This is a genomic window from Nostoc sp. 'Peltigera membranacea cyanobiont' 232 (genome assembly GCF_002245985.1).
Lineage (GTDB): Bacteria > Cyanobacteriota > Cyanobacteriia > Cyanobacteriales > Nostocaceae > Nostoc.
Window position 1 is genome coordinate 1 of the sequence record NZ_NOLK01000133.1, and the last position, 22,960, is coordinate 22,960.

General features: G+C 41.9%; 25 protein-coding genes. 13 read left to right on the forward strand and 12 right to left on the reverse strand.

All coding sequences use genetic code 11. The features are described 5' to 3' along the window. Nucleotides 1-160: 160 nt before the first annotated feature. A complete protein-coding gene (locus tag CDG79_RS42900) occupies nt 161-322 on the forward strand; it encodes a hypothetical protein (protein WP_189525191.1) in 162 nt (53 codons plus the stop codon). 37 nt (nt 323-359) lie between these two features. Here the strand turns inward: CDG79_RS42900 and CDG79_RS30430 are convergent, their stop codons facing one another. The 7 genes from CDG79_RS30430 to CDG79_RS30460 form a co-directional block, all read right to left on the reverse strand. Continuing rightward, the gene (locus CDG79_RS30430) at nt 360-866 is read right to left on the reverse strand and encodes a GIY-YIG nuclease family protein (RefSeq protein WP_223278423.1); all 507 of its coding nucleotides are present in this window, start codon (nt 864-866) and stop codon (nt 360-362) included. Between the two features lie 4 nt (nt 867-870). Further along, the gene (locus CDG79_RS30435) at nt 871-3,063 is read right to left on the reverse strand and encodes a hypothetical protein (protein WP_094345447.1); all 2,193 of its coding nucleotides are present in this window, start codon (nt 3,061-3,063) and stop codon (nt 871-873) included. After that, nucleotides 3,060-3,725: a hypothetical protein gene (locus CDG79_RS30440; protein ID WP_094345448.1), complete on the reverse strand. Its 666-nt coding sequence runs from the start codon at nt 3,723-3,725 to the stop codon at nt 3,060-3,062. The genes CDG79_RS30435 and CDG79_RS30440 overlap by 4 nt, the downstream gene beginning before the upstream one ends. Continuing rightward, on the reverse strand, nt 3,718-3,906 hold the full coding sequence (locus CDG79_RS30445; RefSeq protein WP_094345449.1) for a hypothetical protein: 189 nt from the start codon (nt 3,904-3,906) through the stop codon (nt 3,718-3,720). Before CDG79_RS30445 ends, CDG79_RS30440 begins: the two co-directional genes overlap by 8 nt. A 123-nt stretch (nt 3,907-4,029) precedes the next feature. Next, a complete protein-coding gene (locus CDG79_RS30450; RefSeq protein WP_223278424.1) occupies nt 4,030-4,266 on the reverse strand; it encodes a hypothetical protein in 237 nt (78 codons plus the stop codon). Nucleotides 4,267-4,333: 67 nt separating this feature from the next. Then, nucleotides 4,334-4,984: a hypothetical protein gene (locus CDG79_RS30455; RefSeq protein WP_143855620.1), complete on the reverse strand. Its 651-nt coding sequence runs from the start codon at nt 4,982-4,984 to the stop codon at nt 4,334-4,336. Nucleotides 4,985-4,987: 3 nt separating this feature from the next. Beyond that, the gene (locus CDG79_RS30460; RefSeq protein WP_094345451.1) at nt 4,988-5,356 is read right to left on the reverse strand and encodes a hypothetical protein; all 369 of its coding nucleotides are present in this window, start codon (nt 5,354-5,356) and stop codon (nt 4,988-4,990) included. Between the two features lie 236 nt (nt 5,357-5,592). On the opposite strand from CDG79_RS30460, the gene CDG79_RS30465 reads away from it, so the two are divergent. From CDG79_RS30465 to CDG79_RS30495, 8 genes are all read left to right on the forward strand, one after another. Continuing rightward, the gene (locus CDG79_RS30465; protein ID WP_223278425.1) at nt 5,593-5,787 is read left to right on the forward strand and encodes a ribbon-helix-helix domain-containing protein; all 195 of its coding nucleotides are present in this window, start codon (nt 5,593-5,595) and stop codon (nt 5,785-5,787) included. Between the two features lie 37 nt (nt 5,788-5,824). Then, on the forward strand, nt 5,825-6,112 hold the full coding sequence (locus tag CDG79_RS30470; RefSeq protein WP_094345452.1) for a hypothetical protein: 288 nt from the start codon (nt 5,825-5,827) through the stop codon (nt 6,110-6,112). Between the two features lie 127 nt (nt 6,113-6,239). Then, complete coding sequence (locus CDG79_RS30475) at nt 6,240-6,899, forward strand: Uma2 family endonuclease (RefSeq protein ID WP_094345453.1); 660 nt, start codon at nt 6,240-6,242, stop codon at nt 6,897-6,899. Continuing rightward, entirely contained in the window at nt 6,892-7,062 is a 171-nt protein-coding gene (locus CDG79_RS42905) for a hypothetical protein (protein WP_189525192.1), read from the forward strand. Before CDG79_RS30475 ends, CDG79_RS42905 begins: the two co-directional genes overlap by 8 nt. Nucleotides 7,063-7,412: 350 nt before the next feature. Then, nucleotides 7,413-7,745: a hypothetical protein gene (locus CDG79_RS30480; protein WP_094345454.1), complete on the forward strand. Its 333-nt coding sequence runs from the start codon at nt 7,413-7,415 to the stop codon at nt 7,743-7,745. Then, the gene (locus CDG79_RS30485) at nt 7,742-11,572 is read left to right on the forward strand and encodes a plasmid replication protein, CyRepA1 family (RefSeq protein ID WP_094345455.1); all 3,831 of its coding nucleotides are present in this window, start codon (nt 7,742-7,744) and stop codon (nt 11,570-11,572) included. The genes CDG79_RS30480 and CDG79_RS30485 overlap by 4 nt, the downstream gene beginning before the upstream one ends. 234 nt (nt 11,573-11,806) lie before the next feature. Then, the gene (locus CDG79_RS30490) at nt 11,807-12,988 is read left to right on the forward strand and encodes a hypothetical protein (RefSeq protein ID WP_094345456.1); all 1,182 of its coding nucleotides are present in this window, start codon (nt 11,807-11,809) and stop codon (nt 12,986-12,988) included. Next, nucleotides 12,985-13,329, forward strand: coding sequence for a hypothetical protein (locus CDG79_RS30495; RefSeq protein ID WP_094345457.1), 345 nt, complete (start codon nt 12,985-12,987; stop codon nt 13,327-13,329). Before CDG79_RS30490 ends, CDG79_RS30495 begins: the two co-directional genes overlap by 4 nt. A gap of 192 nt (nt 13,330-13,521) precedes the next feature. Here CDG79_RS30495 and CDG79_RS30500 read toward each other — a convergent pair whose 3' ends face one another. Both CDG79_RS30500 and CDG79_RS30510 read right to left on the reverse strand, forming a co-directional pair. Next, nucleotides 13,522-13,848 (reverse strand): hypothetical protein, encoded by a 327-nt coding sequence (locus CDG79_RS30500; protein WP_094345458.1) that lies wholly within the window; start codon nt 13,846-13,848, stop codon nt 13,522-13,524. An 895-nt stretch (nt 13,849-14,743) separates the two neighbouring features. After that, entirely contained in the window at nt 14,744-15,223 is a 480-nt protein-coding gene (locus tag CDG79_RS30510) for a hypothetical protein (RefSeq protein WP_094345460.1), read from the reverse strand. Nucleotides 15,224-15,662: 439 nt separating this feature from the next. On the opposite strand from CDG79_RS30510, the gene mobV reads away from it, so the two are divergent. After that, entirely contained in the window at nt 15,663-17,465 is a 1,803-nt protein-coding gene (gene mobV / locus CDG79_RS30520; protein ID WP_094345462.1) for a MobV family relaxase, read from the forward strand. Between the two features lie 102 nt (nt 17,466-17,567). On the opposite strand, the gene CDG79_RS42910 is transcribed toward mobV, so the two are convergent. Then, nucleotides 17,568-17,738, reverse strand: a complete 171-nt coding sequence (locus CDG79_RS42910; protein WP_189525193.1) for a hypothetical protein — start codon at nt 17,736-17,738, stop codon at nt 17,568-17,570. A gap of 87 nt (nt 17,739-17,825) precedes the next feature. Between CDG79_RS42910 and CDG79_RS30525 the strand changes: the two genes are divergently transcribed. Genes CDG79_RS30525 through CDG79_RS42915 form a run of 3 tightly spaced genes read left to right on the forward strand, consistent with a single transcriptional unit; the run spans nt 17,826 to nt 18,792 of the window. Continuing rightward, nucleotides 17,826-18,005, forward strand: coding sequence for a hypothetical protein (locus CDG79_RS30525; protein ID WP_094345463.1), 180 nt, complete (start codon nt 17,826-17,828; stop codon nt 18,003-18,005). Between the two features lie 40 nt (nt 18,006-18,045). Next, nucleotides 18,046-18,576, forward strand: a complete 531-nt coding sequence (locus CDG79_RS30530) for a hypothetical protein (protein WP_094345464.1) — start codon at nt 18,046-18,048, stop codon at nt 18,574-18,576. Nucleotides 18,577-18,630: 54 nt separating this feature from the next. Then, nucleotides 18,631-18,792: a hypothetical protein gene (locus tag CDG79_RS42915; RefSeq protein WP_189525194.1), complete on the forward strand. Its 162-nt coding sequence runs from the start codon at nt 18,631-18,633 to the stop codon at nt 18,790-18,792. An 18-nt stretch (nt 18,793-18,810) separates the two neighbouring features. On the opposite strand, the gene glsA is transcribed toward CDG79_RS42915, so the two are convergent. Together glsA and CDG79_RS42920 are read right to left on the reverse strand one after the other, a co-directional pair. Next, on the reverse strand, nt 18,811-21,222 hold the full coding sequence (gene glsA / locus CDG79_RS45225) for a glutaminase A (protein ID WP_094345465.1): 2,412 nt from the start codon (nt 21,220-21,222) through the stop codon (nt 18,811-18,813). 845 nt (nt 21,223-22,067) lie between these two features. Next, nucleotides 22,068-22,960: hypothetical protein (locus tag CDG79_RS42920; RefSeq protein ID WP_189525195.1), on the reverse strand; the 893-nt coding region annotated here is incomplete at its 5' end.

The window sequence follows — 22,960 nt, forward strand, 5'->3', positions numbered from 1 at the left end:
ATAGGCATCGCAGTACTGATCTACCACGGTGATCGTGGAGGTAGCCGTTCTTGAACCCAATTAAATACCCTTGCTAAGTTAAACTCTTAGTAACTAATTATACTCTCATGAGAGTAATAAAAGAGCGCTAACCCGCAGCTTAAAAATAAAAGGTATTCTCATGTTACTCACAATTGCTAAACCTCAACAATTCCAACCTACTAGCGACTACTTTGACGGAGAATTCGACGCGGCGATTGGATTACCACCCAAAAGCCAGGATGGAGACTACTGGCGGGGATATCTCGCCAAGGTAAACGAGACTCTTATCACACCGTTCTAAAACCCAAAGGGAGGCTAACAACCTCCCTTAATTTTGCTTACTTTGTCAATTTATCTTGTGGCTGTATCACGGAGTTAACTGGTTGATTTGTCAATCTGCCAGCGATCGCACCCACGGACAATAGCCCGATCATGCTGAAAATGATTAGCTTAATTGGCAAGTCGCTAATGCTAAAGACGTGTAGCGATCGCTTCTCAAATTCCCAGTTAACCATCAGAAATTGCACTGGATTAAAATCAAACCACTCTTGACTTTTGATTAACTCAACATTGCATTGGCTAAATTGTTGATGTAATTCACCCTCTACATCTGCCATATCCTCTACATAAATAGTCTTGAGGATTTTCACGTTACAAGGTGGTTGATTCCTATGAAAGTTATCAAGTCGAGCTTCGGGATTACGAGATAACCCAATTTTGCAACGACGGAGGTAAAAACCAGGAATTAGCCCGTGATAGCCCTCTGCTGACATTAGATAAATAAACCCCGGTTCATGGTCATTTTTTGGTTGATAGACAATAGCTGAAATTTCATCAAAATTCATGCTTTCATCTCCAAACTATTTTGTTAGCAACTGTCACTTTTTTGCAGTTCAGACAGTAATATCTTTTATCCTTTCTTACGGTTAAATTTGAATTGCTACAGTGGGGACAATGAGGCTTTGTGTCATTTTGACGGCTACCCCCTATAGTGGAAAATGACGCGGCTGACATTACCGTGTCAGTGCTTGCTATGTCTGGCTTTGAGGTATTGCGTGTCAGCCGCGTGTCAGTCGTGTCAGACCCTCTGGCGCGGCTTGCCAGTCGCCTTGTCTCTTCTATCAATGAATAGTTAAAACTGACTTTATCTAGATTGGGTAAAAAGTAAAGCTTAGGTGAACGAGAATCGACTATTAAGGCTACTCTTAATAGTCTGGCATCATCGGTAACTAACTCGTTTTTATGGTCGATGTACTCTTCAATAGCGTCTAAGTTACGGGTCAACTTAGCCAAGTTAGACTCGCTATTTTTGCCCTTACCGTAGGTATTTAGGTAATGTCTAATTTTGGGAATGCCAATGATTATCTCGGTGAACAGTGACCGATCATCGTTGGTAAAACCTGGGATTTGTTTGGTCATCACAGATTGACCCGATACAATCCAGCCGATGTTATTATGACCAAACTGTTTGAGAATCTTCTTAAAGTTTTCGCCTGTTTCGTATGGCTCACTAGAAGAATTAAGAGTATTGTCTAATTCCTCCCATACCCAGATTTGAAAGTAGTTAGCTGCATACTGGGTATTTTGAATACGGAATTTACCATCGTCTAGGCAATCTTCAAAAGATTTAATCGCGGCGGTTGTATCTCCATATTTAAGGAAAGGTTCTAAAGGATAATTACTATCTTTCAAAGACCCAACAGCACCGGGGTAACTCACAGTAACCAGAGTGTGAGGTACTTTCTCGCCCTTGCCAGTATTGCCGCGAGTGCAACCAGCTTTCAAGATTTCGCTAATCATTACTGCACTTGTTGGAGTTTTACCCATACCCGGATCTGCAATTAAGCGATAGCGAATTGGATGGCTGACTACATAGTTGATAAATTCGTCAGCAGTGCCAAGCATTAGCCTAATTTCATCTGCTTTAATAGCTGGCTCCACACGGTAACTCACCACAATACAGTCGGTTATTTCCAGCTTGCGAACGCTTGTTATTTTGAATAATCCCAGTTTCTTAATTAGTGTTTCTGAATGCTTGCTGATAGCCTCTACAATCGCTAAGGTCTGCACAGAGCGCGAATATCCATAACCCACATCTACAACGCCGTCAAGCTTTACCTGAAACCCTTTAACGCTCAAAGCTAGCCTGAGATCACTAAACAAGGTACGCGCTATTTCGTTGGCGATTTTCCCGTTGATATCAAAGCCAAAGTCACCATACACGGGTTCTACTAAATCACCAAGTAATTGTTGCTGTAACTGTCCTATCCGCTCGTTTAGTAGCTCGATTTGCAAAAGATAGTTTTGGCGCTCACTGGCGATCGCCTCTCCAACCTCATCTAAATTTTGGTTATAACTACTCGCCAAAGTCTTGATAATTTCAGCTTTACTTTGATGCCCGTGGTGTACTTTCTCCGACCATGATTGCAGCCGGCGAAAGAGCGCCATAGCTTCACTGGTTATCGAGTCATGCTCACTGTAAATTTTCTCTAACTCATGTGACTTGGCAATCTGAAAGCGTTTGTTAGCTTCCGCGTCTACAAGAGATTTAAAATTAAATTCCCATTGCTCAACCTCAGCATTCAAATACTCAACTTGCTGCTTATCTTGTTGAGATTGGGTAGAAAGTTGAGTGAGTTGAGATTGATACTCATCTAACTGGGAATTTAAATGAGCAATCATCACACTGTTTTCTATCTTGGCGTGACCTAGCGAGTTGATAGTATTTCTCGCTTCTTTGAGTTCATCTTTGACCGTCTCTAACTGACTGCTGACACTGACTAATTTTTTCTTAGAATTGTCAAATTCTCTAATGACTTTATGTAGTGTTTCACCTGCTTTTATGTTCTTGCTTTCGGCATCGTTCAGCAGCTTTTGAGACTTGGAATCTGTGACTAAATAACTGATAAAGCTTGCTGGCAATGCTCCCAAGCCAAGCATAGAGACTATCTTGGCTGTATCGTTGGTGAACCCTCCAGAAGCGATCGCTATTAAGGAGCATAAGCTAAAAGCACTTAACCCCAAACCGTGAGATAGTTTCATGGTTTCACCTCTAGATAGTCACCTAGTTGGGCTTTAAAGCTTGCCAAGTTCCCTTGTGACTCAACAGTTTTTAGTCGCAATTCCTCAGCTTTTATTTGTGCTTGTAACAGTTTTTGGTCTAGTTCATCTTTGCTATAAACAGAAATATTTGTATCGGCGATCGTCTTAACTTGGCTCACATCTAAAGCTACTGATTTTTGGGTAGTCACCTCTTTTTGATTCAAATAGTCAAGGTAATTACCTTTGACTTTCTCAATCTCGGTAGCCGCTTGGATGCCAGCACCAAAAGCCTTTGAGTGTTTCCCAATTACAGTAAATTTCTCGCGTGTCAGGTCGAGCGCGGCTCCTGTCAATTTGAGCGCTCGTGTAGAGCCTTCATAAATTTTCATCCCTTTATCAAACTGGCTTTGAGTAGCAATAGGGAGAGTTTCGGGAGGGTTTAGCGGATCTGAAATATGATACTGATTGGGTTGGAATGGTGGCATCATTCCCGGTACTAAGTCAGGAGTGACAGTTAGTAAGCCAGGGATGCGGCTATCTATCGGAATGGTGGCAGAATTAGCAGATATGGGATTAGTGCTGGATGCCGAGTTTTGTTTACCTCTTGCCAGCTTTTCTGCTACAGCAATAGCAGCTGCTTTTGTCGTGTCAATTTTAGCCATTGTTGAAAAACTTTCTGGTGTTGAGTAGGGATTGGTATTTAATTTCTAATTGCCTAAATGCTTTGTCGATTTCGCTAAACTCAAGTGCTAATTCCTCATCTAAGTCATATTTTTTCAAGACTTGATTTAGCTCTTTCTCATCCGTCTTTGCATCCTGAATCTGGCTGTTTAAGTCATCCATAAACCTTTTTTGAGATGAGTAAGGATATGGGATAATTGCTGGGTAATTAAAGACACATTCCCAGAAACGGGATTTTACAAGTGCGCGGGGGATGCCATCATTCCCCGCTTTTTTATCACCCGTTCATTCTGTGAAACCTTTAAACCTAGATACATCTGAGTCAGCAGTAGCAGCCCATTCTAGATAATTGAAATATTGCTTAACATCGCCGATCGCTACATCACAATCAAACCGCAAACCTTTAAACTGTGGATGCTGGCGGATTTGCCCAAGTAATTCTTGAGCTTGAGAAACTAACTCTGGTAAGGAATTACCGCTCATATTTACTTCTGGTTCAGTGCCGGAAATTGTAAAAGTCATAGCGTTAGTACTTTTTCTAGTAACCAGTTAACAAAGTCGAGGGGAGATAACAGGATGTTGATCGCTCTCACACGATTAGCTTTTTTCCCAGTTCGGTGATTATGCTTTCGATTTCTTGGGTGAGGTCGGTTTCATCTGGGGTAATTTCTGGCTTTTGTTGTGCAAGGCTAGCCAAATCTCTAATCGCTCCCAAATATCCCTGCTTTTGTTGTTGCCAGCGCTGATTAATCCCCTCTGTTAGTTCGGCATCTCTCACAGCTAAGTTATTGAGGATGAGTTGGTTTTTTACTTGAGCGATCGCGTCTACTGCTGTAATCTCTTCTGATGCCTGTCTTGCTAGCTGGTCAATTAGCGTTAGTTGGGCATGATTGCTTGGAGATTGGGTAGGAACTGTTAAATGTTGCTGTTCCTGGGACAGAGAAAGGGTATTTTTTTGCTGTTCTGGGGCTGATTCCGATGTTTCCTGTGTAAAATTTTGTAAATTTTGGGGTGACTCTGAGGTGTTCCTAGCCACTTCTGGCAATTTTGGCTGAAAGTATGGCGCGATCGCTTCTAAATCTAATTCTGATATTGCCTTTACAGTGTCGAAATCATCAGGGCGAATATGGCTTAAAGCCAGTCTCAAACTCTGTTCTGTGGTCATGTACTTTAGACAAGCATCATGAATGCTTACTGCGTCTTCTGTTGGCGTTGTGGTTGTCTTTCTTCGTGTTGCCATGATTTACGCTCCTGTTTGTAGTTTCTGTAGTTGTAGAAATGCTTGCTGATAGCGGTATCTAGAAAAATCATTCGGGTTTTTGGCGATATAGCCTTTGACTCGTTCAGACCGTCGTAGCTGTGCCATTAATCGCCCTACTCTGCCTAAAACCCATGCTTGATATGGCGACAAGGGGGACTCGCGATCGTGAGTGTTGTCGGCTTTTTTCGGGTAGGCATCTCTGAAACTGGGGATTCTCCAGAAGGCTAAATTCTCCCAAGTGACCAAGGTCGAGCGGCTAACGCCCAAGACCTCAGCTAAATATGTCTTGGTAGATGGGAAATCAAGAAATGAGTCTAAGTCTGTAGAATGTTTGCTCCGTCTAGGTTTCATGGGTTTACTACAGTAATCAATGTGAATCAGATAGTAAGTAACTAGCAATCAGAATAAGTACACATCATGATGTAGCTCCTAATCGCTAAAAGCCAGATGGGGTAATACTTTGGCTTACTCGTAGGACGCTAATTAGTGGCTTGTTGTTGATCGATTGCTCTCGTGCTATCTTAGCATAGTATTGTAAAGCACTGTACAGCACAATATAAAATCAAGCTGTAGTGTACCGGAGTAAAATGAATCAACAGATAGTAGAAATAAACAATATGGGCATGGAAAGTGTAACTACTTATGTTCAGCCTGATATTAAACGGAAGCTGGAAGAGTGGGCACAGGAAGAAGAAAGGTCTATTAGTTATCTTGTTGCGAAGTTAATTACTGAAGCTGTCAACGAGAGAGATAAGCAAAACCAAAGCCCTAAAACTAACTAAGACAAGGGATCAGCATGAATAAGAGGCGATCGCCAAAATGACAGATACACCAGAACAACCAAGCCGACTTGACCGTATAGAAGGAATCTTAACTAGAGTAGCGGAACAACAAGAACGTAATACAGATGCCCTTGCTGACTTAACAGATAACGTTACCCGCGTCTTAGGCCGTAGCGCAATTTTAGATGATGTACTGCTGGAACTACGCGATAGCCATGAAGAACTTAAGCAAAATTTTCTAGAGAATCAGCGCACTACTAACGCAGCATTAAATCAGCTTGGCGCAATATTGCTACAGCTAACACGGATTGATCCACAAAACTAGCTCAGGCGATCGCAATGGTGGCAGTGGCTTATGAAGAGATTTCCAAAGTATGCGATGCCTTCTCTGCGAGACGCTACGCGAACGGCGGGCGTAGCCATCGCCAAAAGATAAAACAGGAGAATTGACAATGGTCAGCAGTCTTAAAGAACTAATTGATGAGCCAGAATTGGGTCAGACCTCAGACCCAGAGGAAAGGTTTATCAGCAGTGGCGTGAGTTGGGAGAGCTATGAATCGCTACTAGTCAAACTAGAAAACAACTCTCATTACCGTGTAACTTATTTAGATGGAATATTAGAGATAGTGTCGCCATCAATCAGGCATGAAAAAATCAAAACGAATTTAGGGATGCTGTTAGAGCGTTTCTTTTACAGCAAGCGGATTCGTTTTGTACCTATGGGAAGTTCTACTTTTAGAAACAAAGCAAAAAAAGCGGGTGCGGAACCAGACGAATGTTACTGCATAGGTGAAGAGAAAAAAGTACCGGACTTAGCCATAGAAGTAGTTCTCACCAGTGGCAACATAAGTAAATTGGAAATCTACCGAAGATTAGGAGTTGCAGAAGTTTGGTTTTGGGAGAGAAACCAGTTTAAGCTATACCATCTACGGGACAATTCCCAGACTGAGCTTGCCACCATTTACCCTGATACCTATGGGTATGAGCAAATAGTAGCAAGTGAGATACTGCCAGGATTAGACATTTCCTTGCTAGAGCAATGCATTACAATTTCAGATTCAATTCAGGCTGTTGATGAATTTGAACAGGGGCTAAAAGCGGACAATGAGTAAAACAGATAGCGCCGCGATCGCTCAACTCTACGAGAGCTTAGAGCGATTTGAGGCGAACACAAATAGAATCTTGGCTAGTCAGACAGTACTTTTAGAAGAAGTTTTACGGATACTCTGCGATGCCTACGGCAGCAAGCTACGCAATGGTGCTACTGATATATGAAGAGATTTCCAGAGTATGCGATCCCCTTACCAATAGTTTGTATTTTTGAGGACTACACAAAAGATATAAAATCTTAGCTTAATTCATCTAGAATTCACAAAATAACTAGCAAAAAAAATGCTAGCTACACAGCCCTCAGCTTTTTGAGTGCGATCGCAGGGATTAGTCAATCAATCCACCACGGTAAGCAAAAGCAGCGCACAAAGAAACGTTTACTAGACGTTTCAGCCCCCAGACTCTGCAACCAGCAAGTCAGTTATATATTTATGTATTTCAAGCTTACCGACTAATCCCTACAATCTGCAAATTTAAAAGTTAAGGGGCTGTCCAAACCAACAAAGGACAACCCAATGAATAAACCCCTCACTTTTGACAGACAGGGGTTTGCGAATGAAAAGCCTAGCATTCTAACGCAAACTTTCCCCAATAATCAAGAATCTCGAATTTCGGAATTATCAAACTATATTAGCGATCGCCGAACTAGCACCAAATATTTAAAAGCGGGTTGCTGTGACGTTGCTCTAAGACCATGCCCCGACCCGGATGAGTTACTGCGATCGCCTAACCTCAACTTAGAGGAGTCCTTTTACTTACAGCGATTAGTCAAGCAAGGCATGTTTAGTGGTCAGGTGGCCGCCGTACTTCTCCAAATTGAAGCCAAGGTTGGAGGGGTGGCAGTATGAATCACAAAGGATTCGGCAAGATAGCCTCACCCCAAAAATCACTAAATCTTGAACTAAGGCAGGTTTTTAGAAAATTCAACAAGCGAGGTAAGCTCAGAAGTACCCCTTGGGCTTTGCATGAAGTCTCAAGACTTGAGTCCAGAGATGGAAAAGTCCATCAAGTTGTTGTAGCCGACAACCAAAATGACATGGCGCAAGGCGATGCCTGCTCTGGGCGTAGCCATCACCATGATAGCGAAATTCAAGCACTGGGTAATTATCAAGGATTCAAAGAGCCATCCACACCTTATACTTTGCCAGCCAGAGAAGATTTTGAAGCAAGCCACTGGCAAGAGTGGGGTGAGAGTGGGATTGACAGTGAGATAGCGGCACTTAACTTCAAATCGCTGTCAGGGAATGCCGCTTTTGATTACTTGCTCTACTCCGATAAAATCAGCCGCCGCAACGATGGGCGGCTACGCGATGGGGATATGCGGCGATATGCTCACCTCTCTAATGGTGGTTGGTGGTGTAGCGGAATAAATATTATCACTGGTGAAGATTCCGATTGGGGATGCTTCAAGCCCAACACGCCAAGAATAGATGAGGGTAACAGCAAGGCAATTAAGTATGAGCATCCCCCCAAAGTTGACACAGAAATTTTTGCCTTACGGATTCCCGCCCGGATCTGGGAATTAATCGGTCGCCGCTACGATGTGGCACTACCAGAGAATTACCAAAGTTTACCTTTTGGTGATTTTTGGCGATGGGTGAGAGAGAATACCCAAATTCCCGTTATCATCTGCGAGGGTGCTAAAAAAGCAGCTGCAATCTTATCTTGTGGTTACGTTGCGATCGGCATACCAGGGGTGTGGGGAGGCCGTCGCCAACCAAAGGATGAATATGGCGAGAATAGCGGCGCACCGTATCTGATCCCACAGTTAGCCGCTTATGCTCAACCAGGCAGACGAATTTATTTCTGTTTCGATGCCGATGTGAAGCGCACCACAGTTAGAAGCGTGAATGGTGCGATCGCTAAAACTGCCAAGCTTTTATCTTTGCGTGGCTGTGAAGTCCGAGTAATGGGGTGGCATTTGGCATTAGGCAAAGGGATTGATGATGTACTAGCCGCTTACGGCCGCGACCAATTTGATACTATTTACTGCGATGCTCTGAAATTAGATGAGTGGAACACCAAGCAACTAAGGCGGCTCACATACACCCCAGATTTGAACTTAAATCAGCGTTACTTGGGTGAGTTGGCTATTCCTTTGGGTAAACAGCTAATAGGCTTGAAATCGCCAAAGAACACAGGTAAAACTCACTTGCTCCAGTGGCTAACTGACCCGATAATTCGCGCTGGTGAGAGGAGAGTGCTAGTAATTACCCATCGGGTGCAGCTTGCTACGCAGCTTGTGAAAAAACTGGGATTACCTTTCATTACCGAAGTGAAGCAGACTGAGCAAGGCTCACATTTCGGAATGGGGCTAGTAATTGATAGCTTACATCCAAAAAGCCAAGCCAAATTTAACCCTGATGAGTGGAAAGGCTGCTGGTTGATTTTGGATGAAATCATGCAGCTAATCTGGCATTTGTTGAGCAGTTCGACTTGTCAGACAGATCGCGTAGCCATCATCAAAAATTTCAAACGCCTGCTACAAAATGTTGTTAATTATGGTGGGAAAATCTTCATAGCCGATGCTGACTTAAACGATATTGGCATTGACTTTCTCAAAGGGCTGCTAGGGCAAGAGATTGACACTTTTCTCGTGGAAAACACATTTAAGTTTGTAGAGCCTTGGCAGGTAAATTTAGTACAGGGTAATAATCCAGCACAATTAGTAAAAATCCTTACCCAAAAACTAGAGAATGGGGAGAAGTGCTTTGTTGCTTTGTCTGGACAACGGGCTAGTTCTAAATGGGGTTCTCGCAATTTGGAGGCGTATTATAAAAAACTGCTGCCACACCTGAGAATTTTACGAATTGATTCTAAAAGTACAACTACCCTTGGTCATCCGGCTTTTGGCTGTACAGATGATTTAAATGAGGTAATTAAAAACTATGACCTTGTTCTAACTACCTCGACCATTGAGACTGGGGTATCAATTGAAGAAAAGCATTTTGATTATGTTTTTGGGATTTTTCAAGGCGTACAAACTACCGATGGTGTCAGACAGCATTTATCACGTTACCGCCCTCCAGTCCCCCGTTATATCTGGCTTAATCCAGTAGGCATCAATAGGGTAGGCAATGGCTACAATAGTGTCAAGGCATTACTAGCAGGTGAGTACATCAAGAATAAAGCCAATATTAAAAAGCTTGTTGATTTGGGATTTGAGGAATCGATAGAAGGCAATTTTGAGAGCATTTGCATTAATACTTGGGCGAAGTTAGGGGCAATCATAAATGATGGGATGAATAGCTATGAATCGCAAATCATTAGTGATTTGAAATCTGAGGGACATATCATCTGTGAAGTCAGCGCAGATGAATTACCCGAACCCGCAGAAGTAGAAACTACTAAGCAAGAAATTTACAACAACTGCAAATCAGAATATGCGGGACATTGTGAGAATGTAACTGCATCTGAAAGCATTACAGATGAACAGTTTTTGAAACTAGATAAACAAAATTGTAAAACTGAGTCCGAACAGTTAAAACACAGAAAAGGTGAGATTGAAAGGCGTTATAACGTGACCGTTACTCCCGAATTAGTAGAGAAAGATGATCAAAACTGGTATTCTATAATTCGACTAGATTACTACCTTGGCGTGGGTAGGGAATTTCTACCGGATAGAGAAATAAACGTCATGTCTACCGCTTTAAAAAATGGCGATGGAGATTATTTCATTCCCGATACTAATAAAAGCTTTATTGGGAAAAAAATTGATGCTTTAGACTGGATTGGGTACAAAGAGCTTCGAGAAACGGATGGATTGAGCAACAATCACCCATTAGCACAAGCAGTATTTGAGAAAGCAAAAACTCATCAGTCCGATTTGAGCTTAATTCTTGGCGCTAAGAGTAATATGTTTGCTCTTCTAAATACTCCCATGCAAGTCTGTCAAAAACTAGCATCTCTTACTGGGTATAAATTCCCCCGATTGCGGCGAGAGGGAACACGAGGCAACCAAGTCTGGATTTACGGTGTCGCCGCGCCAGACTTCCAAAAAGATGATGAGGGGAATCTGGTTTTGGTCGATGGTCGCGCTGTTCCCGTTAGCGATCGCCGAGAAGAAGTTTTCACGGCATGGGTAGAGCGCGATATCCTAGCCAGAGAAAAAGCCGCCAAAGCAAAACTAGAGGCCCTTGCACTTGCAACAATTCCCAATTGCCAATTGTCAGCACTTGCAGAAACCGAAATTAATACGCTGACTACATTACAAGAACAGTACGCAGAGCAAAAAACACAGACCCTAACAGAAGAAGTTGAGTCAATAGTCATCACTCATGACTCAGAAAGTCAGGTAATCATAGCTGAGTTACCAGTTGAAAATCATCAGCAGTCCACAGAAGCGGTAATTGAGAAACTACTAAAAATTTCTAATTGGGGAGAAGTTGCGGCTAACCAAGCCGAGATTGATCAAGTTTGGCCGCTACTTTCAGAAAACCAGCGTTCGCATCTCTGGCAACTTCATCAAAAATATCAGCAGCAATTGTCTTTAGAGGAATTGGCACAGCAGGCCATCGCTACACAAGCTGAAATTAAGGAAACGGGTTTTGGTTCCCACTTCCGAAGCTATGTTTTGAAAGCTGTCTTCAGGGGAATAGCGATCGCTCGGAAATGCTGGGGCGACAAGCAAGAATGCTCAATTCCTTTAAATCAACTATTGCTAGCCACTGGTTAGAGTTTGTGTACCTAGTCAATTTTCAGAACACCAAACAATCATGACAAAAACAAAAATATCATATTTAGCAACCCCTGAAGAGGTAGCGGAGTATTGGCAAGTCCTTTTGCAGACTTTCTGATGGATTAGACCAGATAAAAAACAGTTGAAATCCATCACTCGCTAATTTCGTGTTCAAACTTGATAAATAACGGGAACAATAATTATGTAGATGTATAAATATATAAAATAACAATGAGTGGAAAAAAGAAACCCTGGCTGCCTATAGTTATCGCAGCACTTTTAAGTTGGTTTGGCGTTAGTAAAATCCTGCAAATTACGAAAAATTATTCAGCACACCAACAAGCAATTACCGATGTACAGGCAATCGTTAATGAAAATATTAATATTAATAGTATTCCCAATTTGGATGCTTTAAAAGCCAACCAAACCAAGATACAGCAAACCATTGAAAAGCTAAAACTCGTTCCAAATTTACCAGGATATCCATATCAGAATGCCCAAAATCAAATATCACAGTTAAATCAATTACTTGCTAAACTTGACTCAAAAATCCAGGTTGAAGAAGCAGCTTTCAATAATTTACAAGCTGCACTTAAATTAGATGAGGAAGCAGCAATACTAGTCCAAGAGAAAGCTTACTCCAATAATTGGCAAGAAGCGAAAGGTAAATGGCAGCAGGCAATTAGCATTTTAGAAAAAATTCCTACAGCTACCTATGTTTCCGATACAGCAAAGCTTGGGATATTATCTGTAAAACGCAACTTTAATGATGTAGATAAGGTGATTACAAGTGAACAAAAATCACTTCAAAACTTTTCATCAGCAGTTGAATTAGCTCAAAAAGCTACTAACCTTACTAAAAATACTACATTAATCACATTACCTGAATTATTGAATGCAAAGTTGCAATGGCAGCAGGCAATTAATTTACTTGTAAATGTTTCTTCGGCAACTAATCTATCTTTGAAAGCACAATCCCAACTTAGCATTTATCGCAATAATTATCGCCAAGTTAGTAATGCAATTGATGAAATTAAAAAATGTCTAACACAAAAAACTAGTTTTGAGAGTGAATGTACAGCAAGCGTCTCATTATATATTAGTCCTCCTGAAACCCTAACCGCATTGCTCGAAGATATCAAAAAAGAAGAAGATGCTAATAATCAAATTGCTTCTTCTGAATTTAACAGTACATCTGGTACTTCCTCAGATACTTCAGATGAATCTAGCAGTAGTAACTATAGCGGCTATAGTGGTGGTTACAGTAGTGGTTATCGTAGCCATTCCGGTTCAGTTTCCGTAAATGGATACACTCGTAGAGATGGAACTTACGTCAATAGTCACACCCGCAGCGCTCCAGGTTCTCGTGTAAGTGGTTTTGGTAGTTTTCGTGCTGGAGGAGCGAGTTCATGAACGATGTTAGGCATAAGTTTTACCAGCAGCATCAAGATATATTTAGCTGGTACGATGCCGATGAATATGCTTGCTATGAGGTGTTAATGGTTGCACCGGAAACCATAGAAAAAATCAAGCAAGCAGCAACAAGAGTTTGGCAGGTTTTAAACCATGCGGCTCTGGTTATGAAACAGTTTGATGAACGGACTCTAATTGAATTTGATTATCCTCAATCAACCCTACGATTAATCAAAAATAATAAGCAAGTGCCTTTTATTGCCCGATGCGATTTTGCAGTTGTTGGTGATAATATCTACCTGCTTGAATGTAATACTGAAGCGAATGGCGTTACCAACTAAGTTAGTGAGTAGTCGTGGTAATCCTTGCGCTAAGGATAAAGCGCCTTCATAATGATTGAATTCAGTTGGTGTCAAATTATCTATATTAGCCACTTTGAAAGATTGCAATCTATCCAGGGTTTAAAAATGCTTCTACCTCTGCTTAGTCATCATTGCAGAGGTAGAAATTTGCTCGTCAGCCCAGACATGCGTCTATGAAGAAGCGCCAGCTTCAGGTACAGCAGCCCCTACATCTGGTTTAGGCTCTTTCGCTTTCTTTTCAAAAAGCTGAATTCCCGCGTCAATGATCTCAAACCCGTTTTCTGTTCGCACGCCAAGCTTGCCCGATACAGCCCCAGCCCAGTCTGCAAATTCCGAGGCGCTAGTTTCAGCCTTCCGCCAACTTTTGGCATTAACTTGAGCAGTGAAGACTATGCCGTTCTGGTCAGTCAACTCGATTGCAACTTTTTTATTCTCTGCTGGTTTGGCATCAGGCAGTGAGCCGCTAAATTTTATTGTCACTTCGCTTTTGGCTTCCATAGCTTACCCCTGGCTCATCATCAATTTCATTTTCCCGCTCCTGATTTTATCTTGGATTAGGTTGACCACAAGATGCGCGATCGCGCATTGCTATCGTAGTTGATCACTTTGAAAGTCAACGTTGAGCATTCGGCTTGAAACAGAACCAAGACTCAACATTAAGAAAACAAAATCCACAAAAAAAATTTACCCCTGTTTTTGACCCTTTTTTTGTCTATCTAATTGATAAGTACTCTCAAGATGAACCGCCCAAACCGTGATTATTGACCTATTTATTAAGAAATATTACAGTTTTGGCACTAGTTGATTGATTTAACTAAATTCGTGCATCTGATAGAAAAGCTCGACAAAACATCCATTTTCCCAATTCTCACCAACTACATTCAACATCTCCCAATATCTAGACAATATCTCCCAATTCTCCAATTTTTTCTTACCTTTTTACACCTTTTAAATCATCCACTCACAAAATTCTCATTAGCTCAAAAATTCCCAAGAAATCCGAACAGTTCCCAATACTTATAAGAAGTCTCCCATTTGCTCCCAATAATTGGTAAATTATCGGGAAATTCGCTTAAAAGCTTTTAAGCTCTGTAATCCATCTTTTTCTGACGCACAATACGCCATATTTGGCGGAAAGTTTTTGACAGCCAAAAATGAAAAGCAGAAGCCGAAGCAACAGCCATCAAAAAAGACTACAAAAAACTACATAGTTACTACAAAAGCCACCGATGAATTCACCCCTCTGAAAAATGCGGCGATTCTTATGCTAGTTCTTCGCTCAAAAAGCGCGACTCGATAATCAGTGAATATTATCATGCCTAATGTGCAGCATCTGATAGTGAGGTAAGTACCCAAAAGGTAAGTCCTGTGTTCATGAGCTTTTTCTCAACTACTACTCGACACCAAACAGCTTGTTGATCTGTTTCATTTCCGGTGACAGTTCTAGTTCCATCAAATCGTCAGTGTCTTCATCTAAGGTTTGGTCATCGTCATCCGAGGTGGACACCCGGATTTCATCATCATCATTCAAGTTCTCATTATTTTTAGTGGGATTCACAGTTTCAGGAGAAGTACTAAAAAGTGTTGTGTCGGATGAAGGTAATTTTTTTATGCCAGCTATCCTTCTAATGGTGGCAAGTTTTCCTTCTAGTTTCTCAATCGCAGACCAACAAGCTTTGATTAACTCGTCATTTGTGACTTTACCTTCTAACGCTTCAGGCAACCAAAAAGCAGTTAGAGCTTCCATTGAAAATTCCGTCGCGGCTTTATTAGAGGGATGGTTCAATAAATATTCAATGACCTTGCCCTCCCAAGAATTAGATTTGCGTTTTATTCTGGGCAACTCAACATCTTTGTAGCGTGGTGCGCTCATGTGTCTCCTAAGTAATAGACAGATTATTGTAATACAAAACACCAGTGTTTTATGTGAGTTTTTTGGCGGTGCTAATGAGCATTATAGTGGTGTTAATGAGTTTAAAAGGGGTGGAAAAAATTGCCAAAAACTCAAGCCCGGAAAATAACAATGAGTATTATAGTGGTATAAATGAGTTTTTTAGTGGTATTAGGGGAGAAAGCGTCCAAAAAGCGCCAAATCTGCTTGCAAAGCTTACACAGCAAGCTTTTCGGCGGTTGGAGGGGACTACCACAAAAAATTTTCGGCAGGGTGTACCAAGTTGTTACCATACTCACTATGGTTTCATGCCCTGCGGGTGGCTGCGCCATCTCTCGCTGCGCTCATGACATGAAACCGTCGTTCGCCCTACGGGGTTTTTTTGTACTACACAGTACTGCATTTGTAGCATAAATCTTTTATGTCGCCACTAACAATTCTCAGAATTGAAAAACTAAAAACATTCGGCAACGTTGCGGGAAGTGATGACCATGTTACCAGGAATAGAGAAACACCCAACGCAGATCCAACCAAAGAGAATGTCCGGTTGATTGGGGGAGAAGACGATCGCTCTTTAGAGGAGATAGTCAAGGAGAAAATCTCTACGCTCAAGTATCTACCCCGAAAGGACGCAGTGTTATGCACCGAAATGTTTCTCTCGGCATCGCCTGAATATTTCCGCCCCTTAAATCCATCTCTTTCTGGGCAGTGGTCTGATTCACTGATGCAGGAATGGGCGATCGCATCTCGTGACTGGCTAGCTCAAAACTATGGATCAAAGTGCGTCAGGGCAGAACTCCACCTAGATGAAAGTACCCCACACATCCACGCTTACATCGTGCCAGTGAACGATAAAACCGGGAGAGTCAGTCATGACGCGATGTTTGGCGGTAGAGGTGGGCAGGGAAGAATCAAGTTATCCAAGCTGCAAGATAGCTATGCTGCTGCACTCGCTCCTTTGGGCATTGAACGAGGGGTCAAGGGCAGCAAAGCAACTCACACTAAAGTAAAAGAGTATTACCAAGCGGTTAATAGTGAACCACTCACCGCAGTCATTACAAATAACCAATTAGCGCCAACGCCTTTTGAATCAGCTAGTAGTTATGTAACCAGGATTCAGTCAGATGACCAGTTCCAAGCGATTAACCACCAACTGGCTGACCGGGCTTTCATGCAAGAGCGATTGGAGAGGGCGGAGCAACGGGCAAGAGCCAGCGAGAAGGAACGACAACGGCTAGAAGAAATTGTGCGATCGCTGGAATTAAAAACCCAACAACTGCGCGACTTGCCCTTAGAGGATGTCGCCTGGGAGTTGGGGCTACACAATGACCAAGGGAAATGGAGGGGTCACGGACACATCATTAATATAGATGGGCCCAAGTTTTACGACTTCGCCCCCGAACAACAGAAGGGTAGCTCAGGTGCAATTGATTTGGTGATGCACGTTAACAATTGCAATGTACGGCAAGCGGTCGTCTGGTTACATGAGCGATTTGGTGAAGCTGGGGCTATTGGGGCAGCGATCGCTAAAGCGAAAACAGTGGCTGCTGAGATTATCCAGTTAGAACCACGCGACAAATTCAGGCTACCAGTTGAGGATAAAAGCAAGTGGCAGGGAGTCTCCAACTACCTGATCCAGAAACGGGGAATACCTGAAAATTTTGTGGAACTTCTGCATAAGAGGGGGCTAGTTTACGCTGATGACCAGCAAAACGCTGTGTTCGTCATGCGGAATCTTAGCGAAGAACCCCAGGCAATAGGAGCGTTCCTGCGGGGGACACGGGGAGAAAACAACACTTTCAAAGGTTACAAGAAAGGGACTAAGCGGCGTGATAGCTGGTTTCACTTCCACTTAGGCGGACAGCCAACTGATCTTGTAGAGAAAGTGGTGCTTTTGAAATCGCCCATTGATGCCGTGTCTTTTGCCATGCTGGAATATCAGCGCTTAGGCGACGTGCCACCCAATAGAACTTTGTACATGGCGGTAGATAATCCCAAAAGCTTACCAGTAGAGCAATTGCAGAATATTCCTAATTTACAAGTGGCGTTTGACTCGGACGATGCTGGCAATGCAGCTGCACGAGTTGTTAAGGAACTACTACCACAGTCCAAGCGGCTCAAGTGCAAGGCTGACGATTGGAACCAGCAGCTACTTGATTATGGGCGACAGTTAAGGCAACAGAATCAGCAACAGCAGGAGCAGGATGATGAATTGAGTCTTTAAAGTCAGCGTTCTAGTAGTGAACTGTACAGTTAGTTTTGTAGTATTAATGTAGCTGTTTGGTACTTCTTTTTGATTCAAGTGATTTTGAATTCACTTTGATCCTCACTTTTTTTCAAAAAAACTTTCCGCCAAAGATGGCGTACTGTGCGTCAAAATCCCAATTTTTTCAGACCACAAATTCAACACAGAACTGACATAGAACTGCCAAAATGAAATGCTTTCCTCTGGCTCCAATTCCACAGATTTACCATCAATCAGCCGTAGAAATGCCACAGAATTACCATAAAAATGACAGTTTTACACTATGCCGTTTTATTACTGAAATTTTTCACTACGTAGGACTGAGGAGCGATAGGAAAGATGAGGTGTGCCTGTAGAATCCGCGAATGCTGTACGCTACAAACTCAAGATATCTACACAACCAAGGGCAATGTTAGACCCCGGCTGATTATTAGGAAGTCAAACACCAAGGGAAAACTTGCAACTAGGTCTATCCCAGTGATTGAAGATTTGCGGATCAAGAGCGATCGCACAATTTAGGGGAACTATTATAATTAGTTCTTCAAAGGATAAGTGGCTTATGCCTCGCAATTTAGAGATTCTTGATCGAGACGATTGGTTTTTGCGTGAAGGTATGAGAGGTGATGGGAATGTTGGATACCCTATTTATTACAGACACGCTATCACTTATTCAATTGCCATAAATATCATCAAGGGTGAAAAGCCTGATTGGATGGTTCAACAGGTAGATAACCTTATCAAAACGCTGGAGAAGGATAATTACTACCAATGCAAAGGTTTTATTGAGTTGTACCCATTTGCGGGGAACCCATTTGCGGGAACCTCCCTTGCAAAGGGAACCAATAAAATACCCAAGGGGTTTGTCCTAGTCGATCAAACTGACTCGTATTATCCACTTATGTTCTATGGTGAAAGCGATGATAGAGATGGAAAGCCTAGAGTTTCGGCTCTTAAGTATTCTTTGTACTCTATCAAAGATGGGTTAGAAAAAATTTATAACAAGCTCTCTGAATTGAGAGATAAGACAGAATGGACGTTTGATTTTCAAAACGAACTTTGGGAAATTTATCCAGGTAAACCTAACTCCTAGCTTCTAAGAACCCTACGAACCTTATTTTACAGTTTTGTAGGGTTGCAGAAATATTTGGAAGTATCTGACGAGCAGGTGTTGGGCGCAGCTAGCTGCGAGTTTGGCGATGCTGTCACCAGTGGCGGAACCGTTATTAAGAGTAGAAGAGGCTTCATTACACCAACAGTCAAAAGTAAATACCAAACGACAGGACAAAAAGCTTCTCCGTCCCCATAAGTAAACCCAAAGCATCACCTATTCGGCTTCTAGAAATCCTTTTATTGTTTCAGCCGGAATATTGAAAAGTGGATGATTAAAGATTGCCTTTAATGCTTCTAGACCACCAGCTTTTAGCGCTGATTGTAACCTGGCTTTTAGTGTGGGATTGTGTTTAATTTCTTGATGAATTGCTTCTGTAATTGCTTCATCTGTTGTTGAGCTAGTTTGAGATAATTGATAAAGAAGTTGTTGAATTTCTGCTGCGGCTTGAGCGAGATTGTGCTTTTGTTCGGATGTGTAACTTATTATATTCCCTATCTGTTGGGCGTTAACTGTATCAGCGTTTATTAAACCACCACCAAATTGAGGGTTTTGAAAGTTGAAATTAGATTCTTTGTTAGAGTTATTTACCATAGAGTTATCCGCTTTAGCTGTAACATTAATAGTATTTTGAATTTGAATAGGTTTATTTGCCGCTAGTTTAACTAGTTCCCATAAGTTGGCGTTTTCCTTATGGTAAATTTCTATTTCTACATCTTTAGCCTCTAATTGGTTTCGATATATAGCTTCTAGTGCATTTAGCTTTATTTCATATAATGCTTTAGCCTGACTTTCAATATCTGCTTTATTGGCTTCTGGTGGAACTTCTAGCCGAATTACAAACGCACCACCGCTTTTCTTTTCAATGGCTTGGACTGATAAGTTTTCTTCACCATATTCAGCCTGTAGCTCTTTGAAGGAGAGAAGAAAAGCTTTCCAGTCAATTCCATCAGCAAAAATTAAGTCAACTGTTTCTAAAGCTTTTTGAAATAGCTTGGTAAACTCCCCTGGTTTAAACTCTCCACTACTTGGACGACGTTCTTGTTCGCCACTTTTTAAGTAGACGTACTGGCAATCAATATCATTTAGTTTTGTAGCAGAATTAATATTCCAGTCTTCCAAACAAGCTCCTGTAAACTTTGCACCAGTAAAATCTGTTCCTAGTGCTTGAGTTTTACTTAGGTTAGTCCCGCTGAGATTAGCCCCGCTGAGGTTAACTCTGGTGAGGTTAACTCTGGTGAGGTTAACTCCAGTGAGGTTAACTCCAGTGAGGTTAACTCCAGTGAGGTTAACTCCAGTGAGGTCAAACCTATTAAGGTCAGCCCCGCTGAGGTCAGCCCCGCTAAGATTAGCCCCAGTGAGGTTTACCTCACTAAGGTCAAACCCGCTAAGTCCAAACCCACTAAGTTTGGCCCCGCTAAGATTAGCCCCGCTGAGGTTGGCTTTGTAGAGGTTAGCTCCGATGAGTGTAGCCCCGCTAAGGTTAGCCTTGATGAGGGTAGCCCCAATGAGGTTAGCCCCGCTAAGGTCAAGTCCGATGAGATTAACTCCGGTGAGGTTAGCCCCGCTAAGGTAAGCCCCAACAAGGTTTTTGTTAGTGAGGTCTTCTTTCGAGAGGTCTTCTCCCATGAGGTTAGCCCCACTGAGACTAGCCCCGCGTTGGACAGAATTAACTCCCTCAATCAAATCTTCTAAAATGAGCTTTGGTTTAGCAGCATTAGAGATATGTAAGCCAAAATCTCTGGCGAGGTGTTCACAAACTTTGATACCTCTGATACTATTGCTTTTGGCATCTAACAGTGGGGAAAAAGTTCCAATTCCCAGCCTGCCTGAAACAACCGCAGTAATTCCTCCGCCCAAGCTACTTTTTGCAGGTATTCCTACTCGATATGCCCACTCCCCGGAGTATTCGTACATTCCACAAGTGAGCATAAGGCTGATCACATCCTGAACATAGTGTTCATCAATCACCCGTTCTTTAGTAATGGGATTGACACCACCATTGGCAAGGGTAGCTGCTATGATTGCTAAATCACTGGTGTTAACCATAATCGAGCATTGCTGGAAATAAAGGTCGAGGGTTTCCTCAATGTGATTGCTTATCATGCCAAAGCTGAGCATCATCTGTGCTATCGCTCGATAATAGTGTCCTGTTTCTCTTTCTGTTAAAAAAACAGGGACATTAATCTCGTGTTCTCGTCCGGTGTAACGGCGGAACATATCAAGGATGCGTTGGAGACGTTCTGTAACTCTATAGCCTTTGATTAAATCGGTAGTTGCAATTGCACCTGTATTTACTAGTGGGTTGTAAGGACGATTTGTTTTTTCATCTAAAATGATAGAATTAAACGCTTCTTTCGTTGGTTCAACACCCACTCTGGCATTGACATACTCACGACCATGATCTTCTAATGCTAAACCATAAACAAGAGGTTTGGAAATTGATTGAATTGTGAATAATTTATTGCAATTTCCTTCTTTAAATACCTGACCACTTTTGGTCACTAGGCAGATGCCGAACGACTCTGATGTTTCGTATTGAGCTAGTGCGCCTTCATTAAGAGATTTATAGTTGTCATACAAATTGTCTTTCAGATAGCGATGCAATGGCGAAGTTGCCAGTTCCATTGTTTTTGCAATTTTTTTTATATCATCTATGCCAACTTAATGCTCTGAAATTATTTCATAGTGCGCGTGAACCGGACAGTATCAGCTAGAACAAATGAAGCAACTATCTCCAATTGCAAAGATAATCGGCTCAGTTGCGCTCATAACATTGCTTAAAATAAGCCAAACTAGGCAATGTTTGAAAGATATCAATACATGGCTACTTGTGATTTGAACGATAATTTGACCAAAGGAACGGGACATACTTCACTCTGCACTAGGACAACATATAGTTAAAAGCTATAAATTGAGTTCAAAAAACTCAAAACTTAATTACAGCAAGGAACATGGTCTTATAGTTCATTCGTACCGTACCGCGATGAGAGAGAAATAAAAATTCAGATTTCAGGCGATCGCTTTATCACTTAATTTTTGGCTAAATATATTTTTGAACCATATTGTGGGCATTTTTACCCTGATTTGACCGAAAGTTCCAAATTTTCGATTAAATTAGTGTGTCTTGCTCTGCATTTTTTACCAAGTCAAAAAATAAAACTTTAGGTTGCATTATGATTCACATTTAAAACACGCGGACATAATTTGATTCATTTTGTTATACTGAAGATTTGCTCAAAACCTTGAAACTACGTTAACTTTTGGTAACAGTATGGTTCACAATTTGGTTATGCAATGGGTAAAAGCACAGTCACGGCAAGCTTGACGATGCTGTAACCAGTTGGAGGAATGTCGGTAAATGGAATTATTTCGACATCGGGACGAAAGCTGAACATACAAAGACTTGAGGCATTTAACAACTTGCCCCCAAGTGCGATTGCACAGACTGGAACAGTTAAGAGTTAACTGATTTAACGCAAATGATGCAGAAATTTGATCCAATCACTTCTGAAGATTTCTAATTGACATAATTGACATTTATTGCCTCGATACTCAATTGTTGCGCTACAAAAATATGTTTCCATTAATTGAACGCTCTTAATGATTCCGACTTGCCACTTGCGAACACTGTCGTTGAAAAACTCAATTTTATCCCCAACTTTCAATTCCGGGCAAGATAATTCGCTTTCTCGTGTATTTATCAATTCACCATCTTGTCGAGGAGAAAACCCAGCTACAGCAGGGGTGTCCAGGCTGTCCAAGGAGTTTTCGGCAAGATTAACTTGTTGGACAGGCTCAAACCCAGTCACAGCAGGGCTGTCCAGGTTGGACACATTGTCATTGGGGACTGAAGGGTTATCAGTTAAATTGACAATTTGATTAACTCCACAATCAAAATTTTCTTCATCTTTTTTTTGCAATGCTAATTCTTGGGGGAGGACAATTGGACAGGGTGGACAGCCAAGCTGTGTAAGGCTTTCAGCCTGTCCAGGGTCAAATTGAGGGGTATTTAGTGGGTGGACAGGGTGGACAGCCTTGCTGTGTAAGGGTTCTGGGGTTTTAATAGGGTGAAAAAACTCCTCGAATTCCTCTATTCCCCCTTCAAGGCATTTATCTTTAAAGCAATACCAAAATTCCGAAGAGGATTGTGAGCTATCCGGTGGCCCCTCCGGTACTTTCATTTCAAAGACCCCAGCCAGTGGTTCAATGAATGCAAAGTGGGACTGAATTCTTTCACGCTTTCCGTTGACCGTGGGTGTCCAGCTACGTTCCTTGAAGTTGTGGGGCAAGACTGTTTTTAAATGGCTAATAAATTTGGACATCCCCAAAGGAGCATAACCATGTTCCCGGCAGTAAAGTACAT

Bases quoted from the DNA above. Each gene is read 5' to 3' on its own strand.
- CDG79_RS42900 (WP_189525191.1), top strand. From the start codon at position 161: ATGTTACTCACAATTGCTAAACCTCAACAATTCCAACCTACTAGCGAC.
- CDG79_RS30430 (WP_223278423.1), bottom strand. From the start codon at position 866: ATGAATTTTGATGAAATTTCAGCTATTGTCTATCAACCAAAAAATGAC.
- CDG79_RS30435 (WP_094345447.1), bottom strand. From the start codon at position 3,063: ATGAAACTATCTCACGGTTTGGGGTTAAGTGCTTTTAGCTTATGCTCC.
- CDG79_RS30440 (WP_094345448.1), bottom strand. From the start codon at position 3,725: ATGGCTAAAATTGACACGACAAAAGCAGCTGCTATTGCTGTAGCAGAA.
- CDG79_RS30445 (WP_094345449.1), bottom strand. From the start codon at position 3,906: ATGGATGACTTAAACAGCCAGATTCAGGATGCAAAGACGGATGAGAAA.
- CDG79_RS30450 (WP_223278424.1), bottom strand. From the start codon at position 4,266: ATGACTTTTACAATTTCCGGCACTGAACCAGAAGTAAATATGAGCGGT.
- CDG79_RS30455 (WP_143855620.1), bottom strand. From the start codon at position 4,984: ATGGCAACACGAAGAAAGACAACCACAACGCCAACAGAAGACGCAGTA.
- CDG79_RS30460 (WP_094345451.1), bottom strand. From the start codon at position 5,356: ATGAAACCTAGACGGAGCAAACATTCTACAGACTTAGACTCATTTCTT.
- CDG79_RS30465 (WP_223278425.1), top strand. From the start codon at position 5,593: ATGAATCAACAGATAGTAGAAATAAACAATATGGGCATGGAAAGTGTA.
- CDG79_RS30470 (WP_094345452.1), top strand. From the start codon at position 5,825: ATGACAGATACACCAGAACAACCAAGCCGACTTGACCGTATAGAAGGA.
- CDG79_RS30475 (WP_094345453.1), top strand. From the start codon at position 6,240: ATGGTCAGCAGTCTTAAAGAACTAATTGATGAGCCAGAATTGGGTCAG.
- CDG79_RS42905 (WP_189525192.1), top strand. From the start codon at position 6,892: ATGAGTAAAACAGATAGCGCCGCGATCGCTCAACTCTACGAGAGCTTA.
- CDG79_RS30480 (WP_094345454.1), top strand. From the start codon at position 7,413: ATGAATAAACCCCTCACTTTTGACAGACAGGGGTTTGCGAATGAAAAG.
- CDG79_RS30485 (WP_094345455.1), top strand. From the start codon at position 7,742: ATGAATCACAAAGGATTCGGCAAGATAGCCTCACCCCAAAAATCACTA.
- CDG79_RS30490 (WP_094345456.1), top strand. From the start codon at position 11,807: ATGAGTGGAAAAAAGAAACCCTGGCTGCCTATAGTTATCGCAGCACTT.
- CDG79_RS30495 (WP_094345457.1), top strand. From the start codon at position 12,985: ATGAACGATGTTAGGCATAAGTTTTACCAGCAGCATCAAGATATATTT.
- CDG79_RS30500 (WP_094345458.1), bottom strand. From the start codon at position 13,848: ATGGAAGCCAAAAGCGAAGTGACAATAAAATTTAGCGGCTCACTGCCT.
- CDG79_RS30510 (WP_094345460.1), bottom strand. From the start codon at position 15,223: ATGAGCGCACCACGCTACAAAGATGTTGAGTTGCCCAGAATAAAACGC.
- mobV (WP_094345462.1), top strand. From the start codon at position 15,663: ATGTCGCCACTAACAATTCTCAGAATTGAAAAACTAAAAACATTCGGC.
- CDG79_RS30525 (WP_094345463.1), top strand. From the start codon at position 17,826: ATGAGGTGTGCCTGTAGAATCCGCGAATGCTGTACGCTACAAACTCAA.
- CDG79_RS30530 (WP_094345464.1), top strand. From the start codon at position 18,046: ATGCCTCGCAATTTAGAGATTCTTGATCGAGACGATTGGTTTTTGCGT.
- glsA (WP_094345465.1), bottom strand. From the start codon at position 21,222: ATGGAACTGGCAACTTCGCCATTGCATCGCTATCTGAAAGACAATTTG.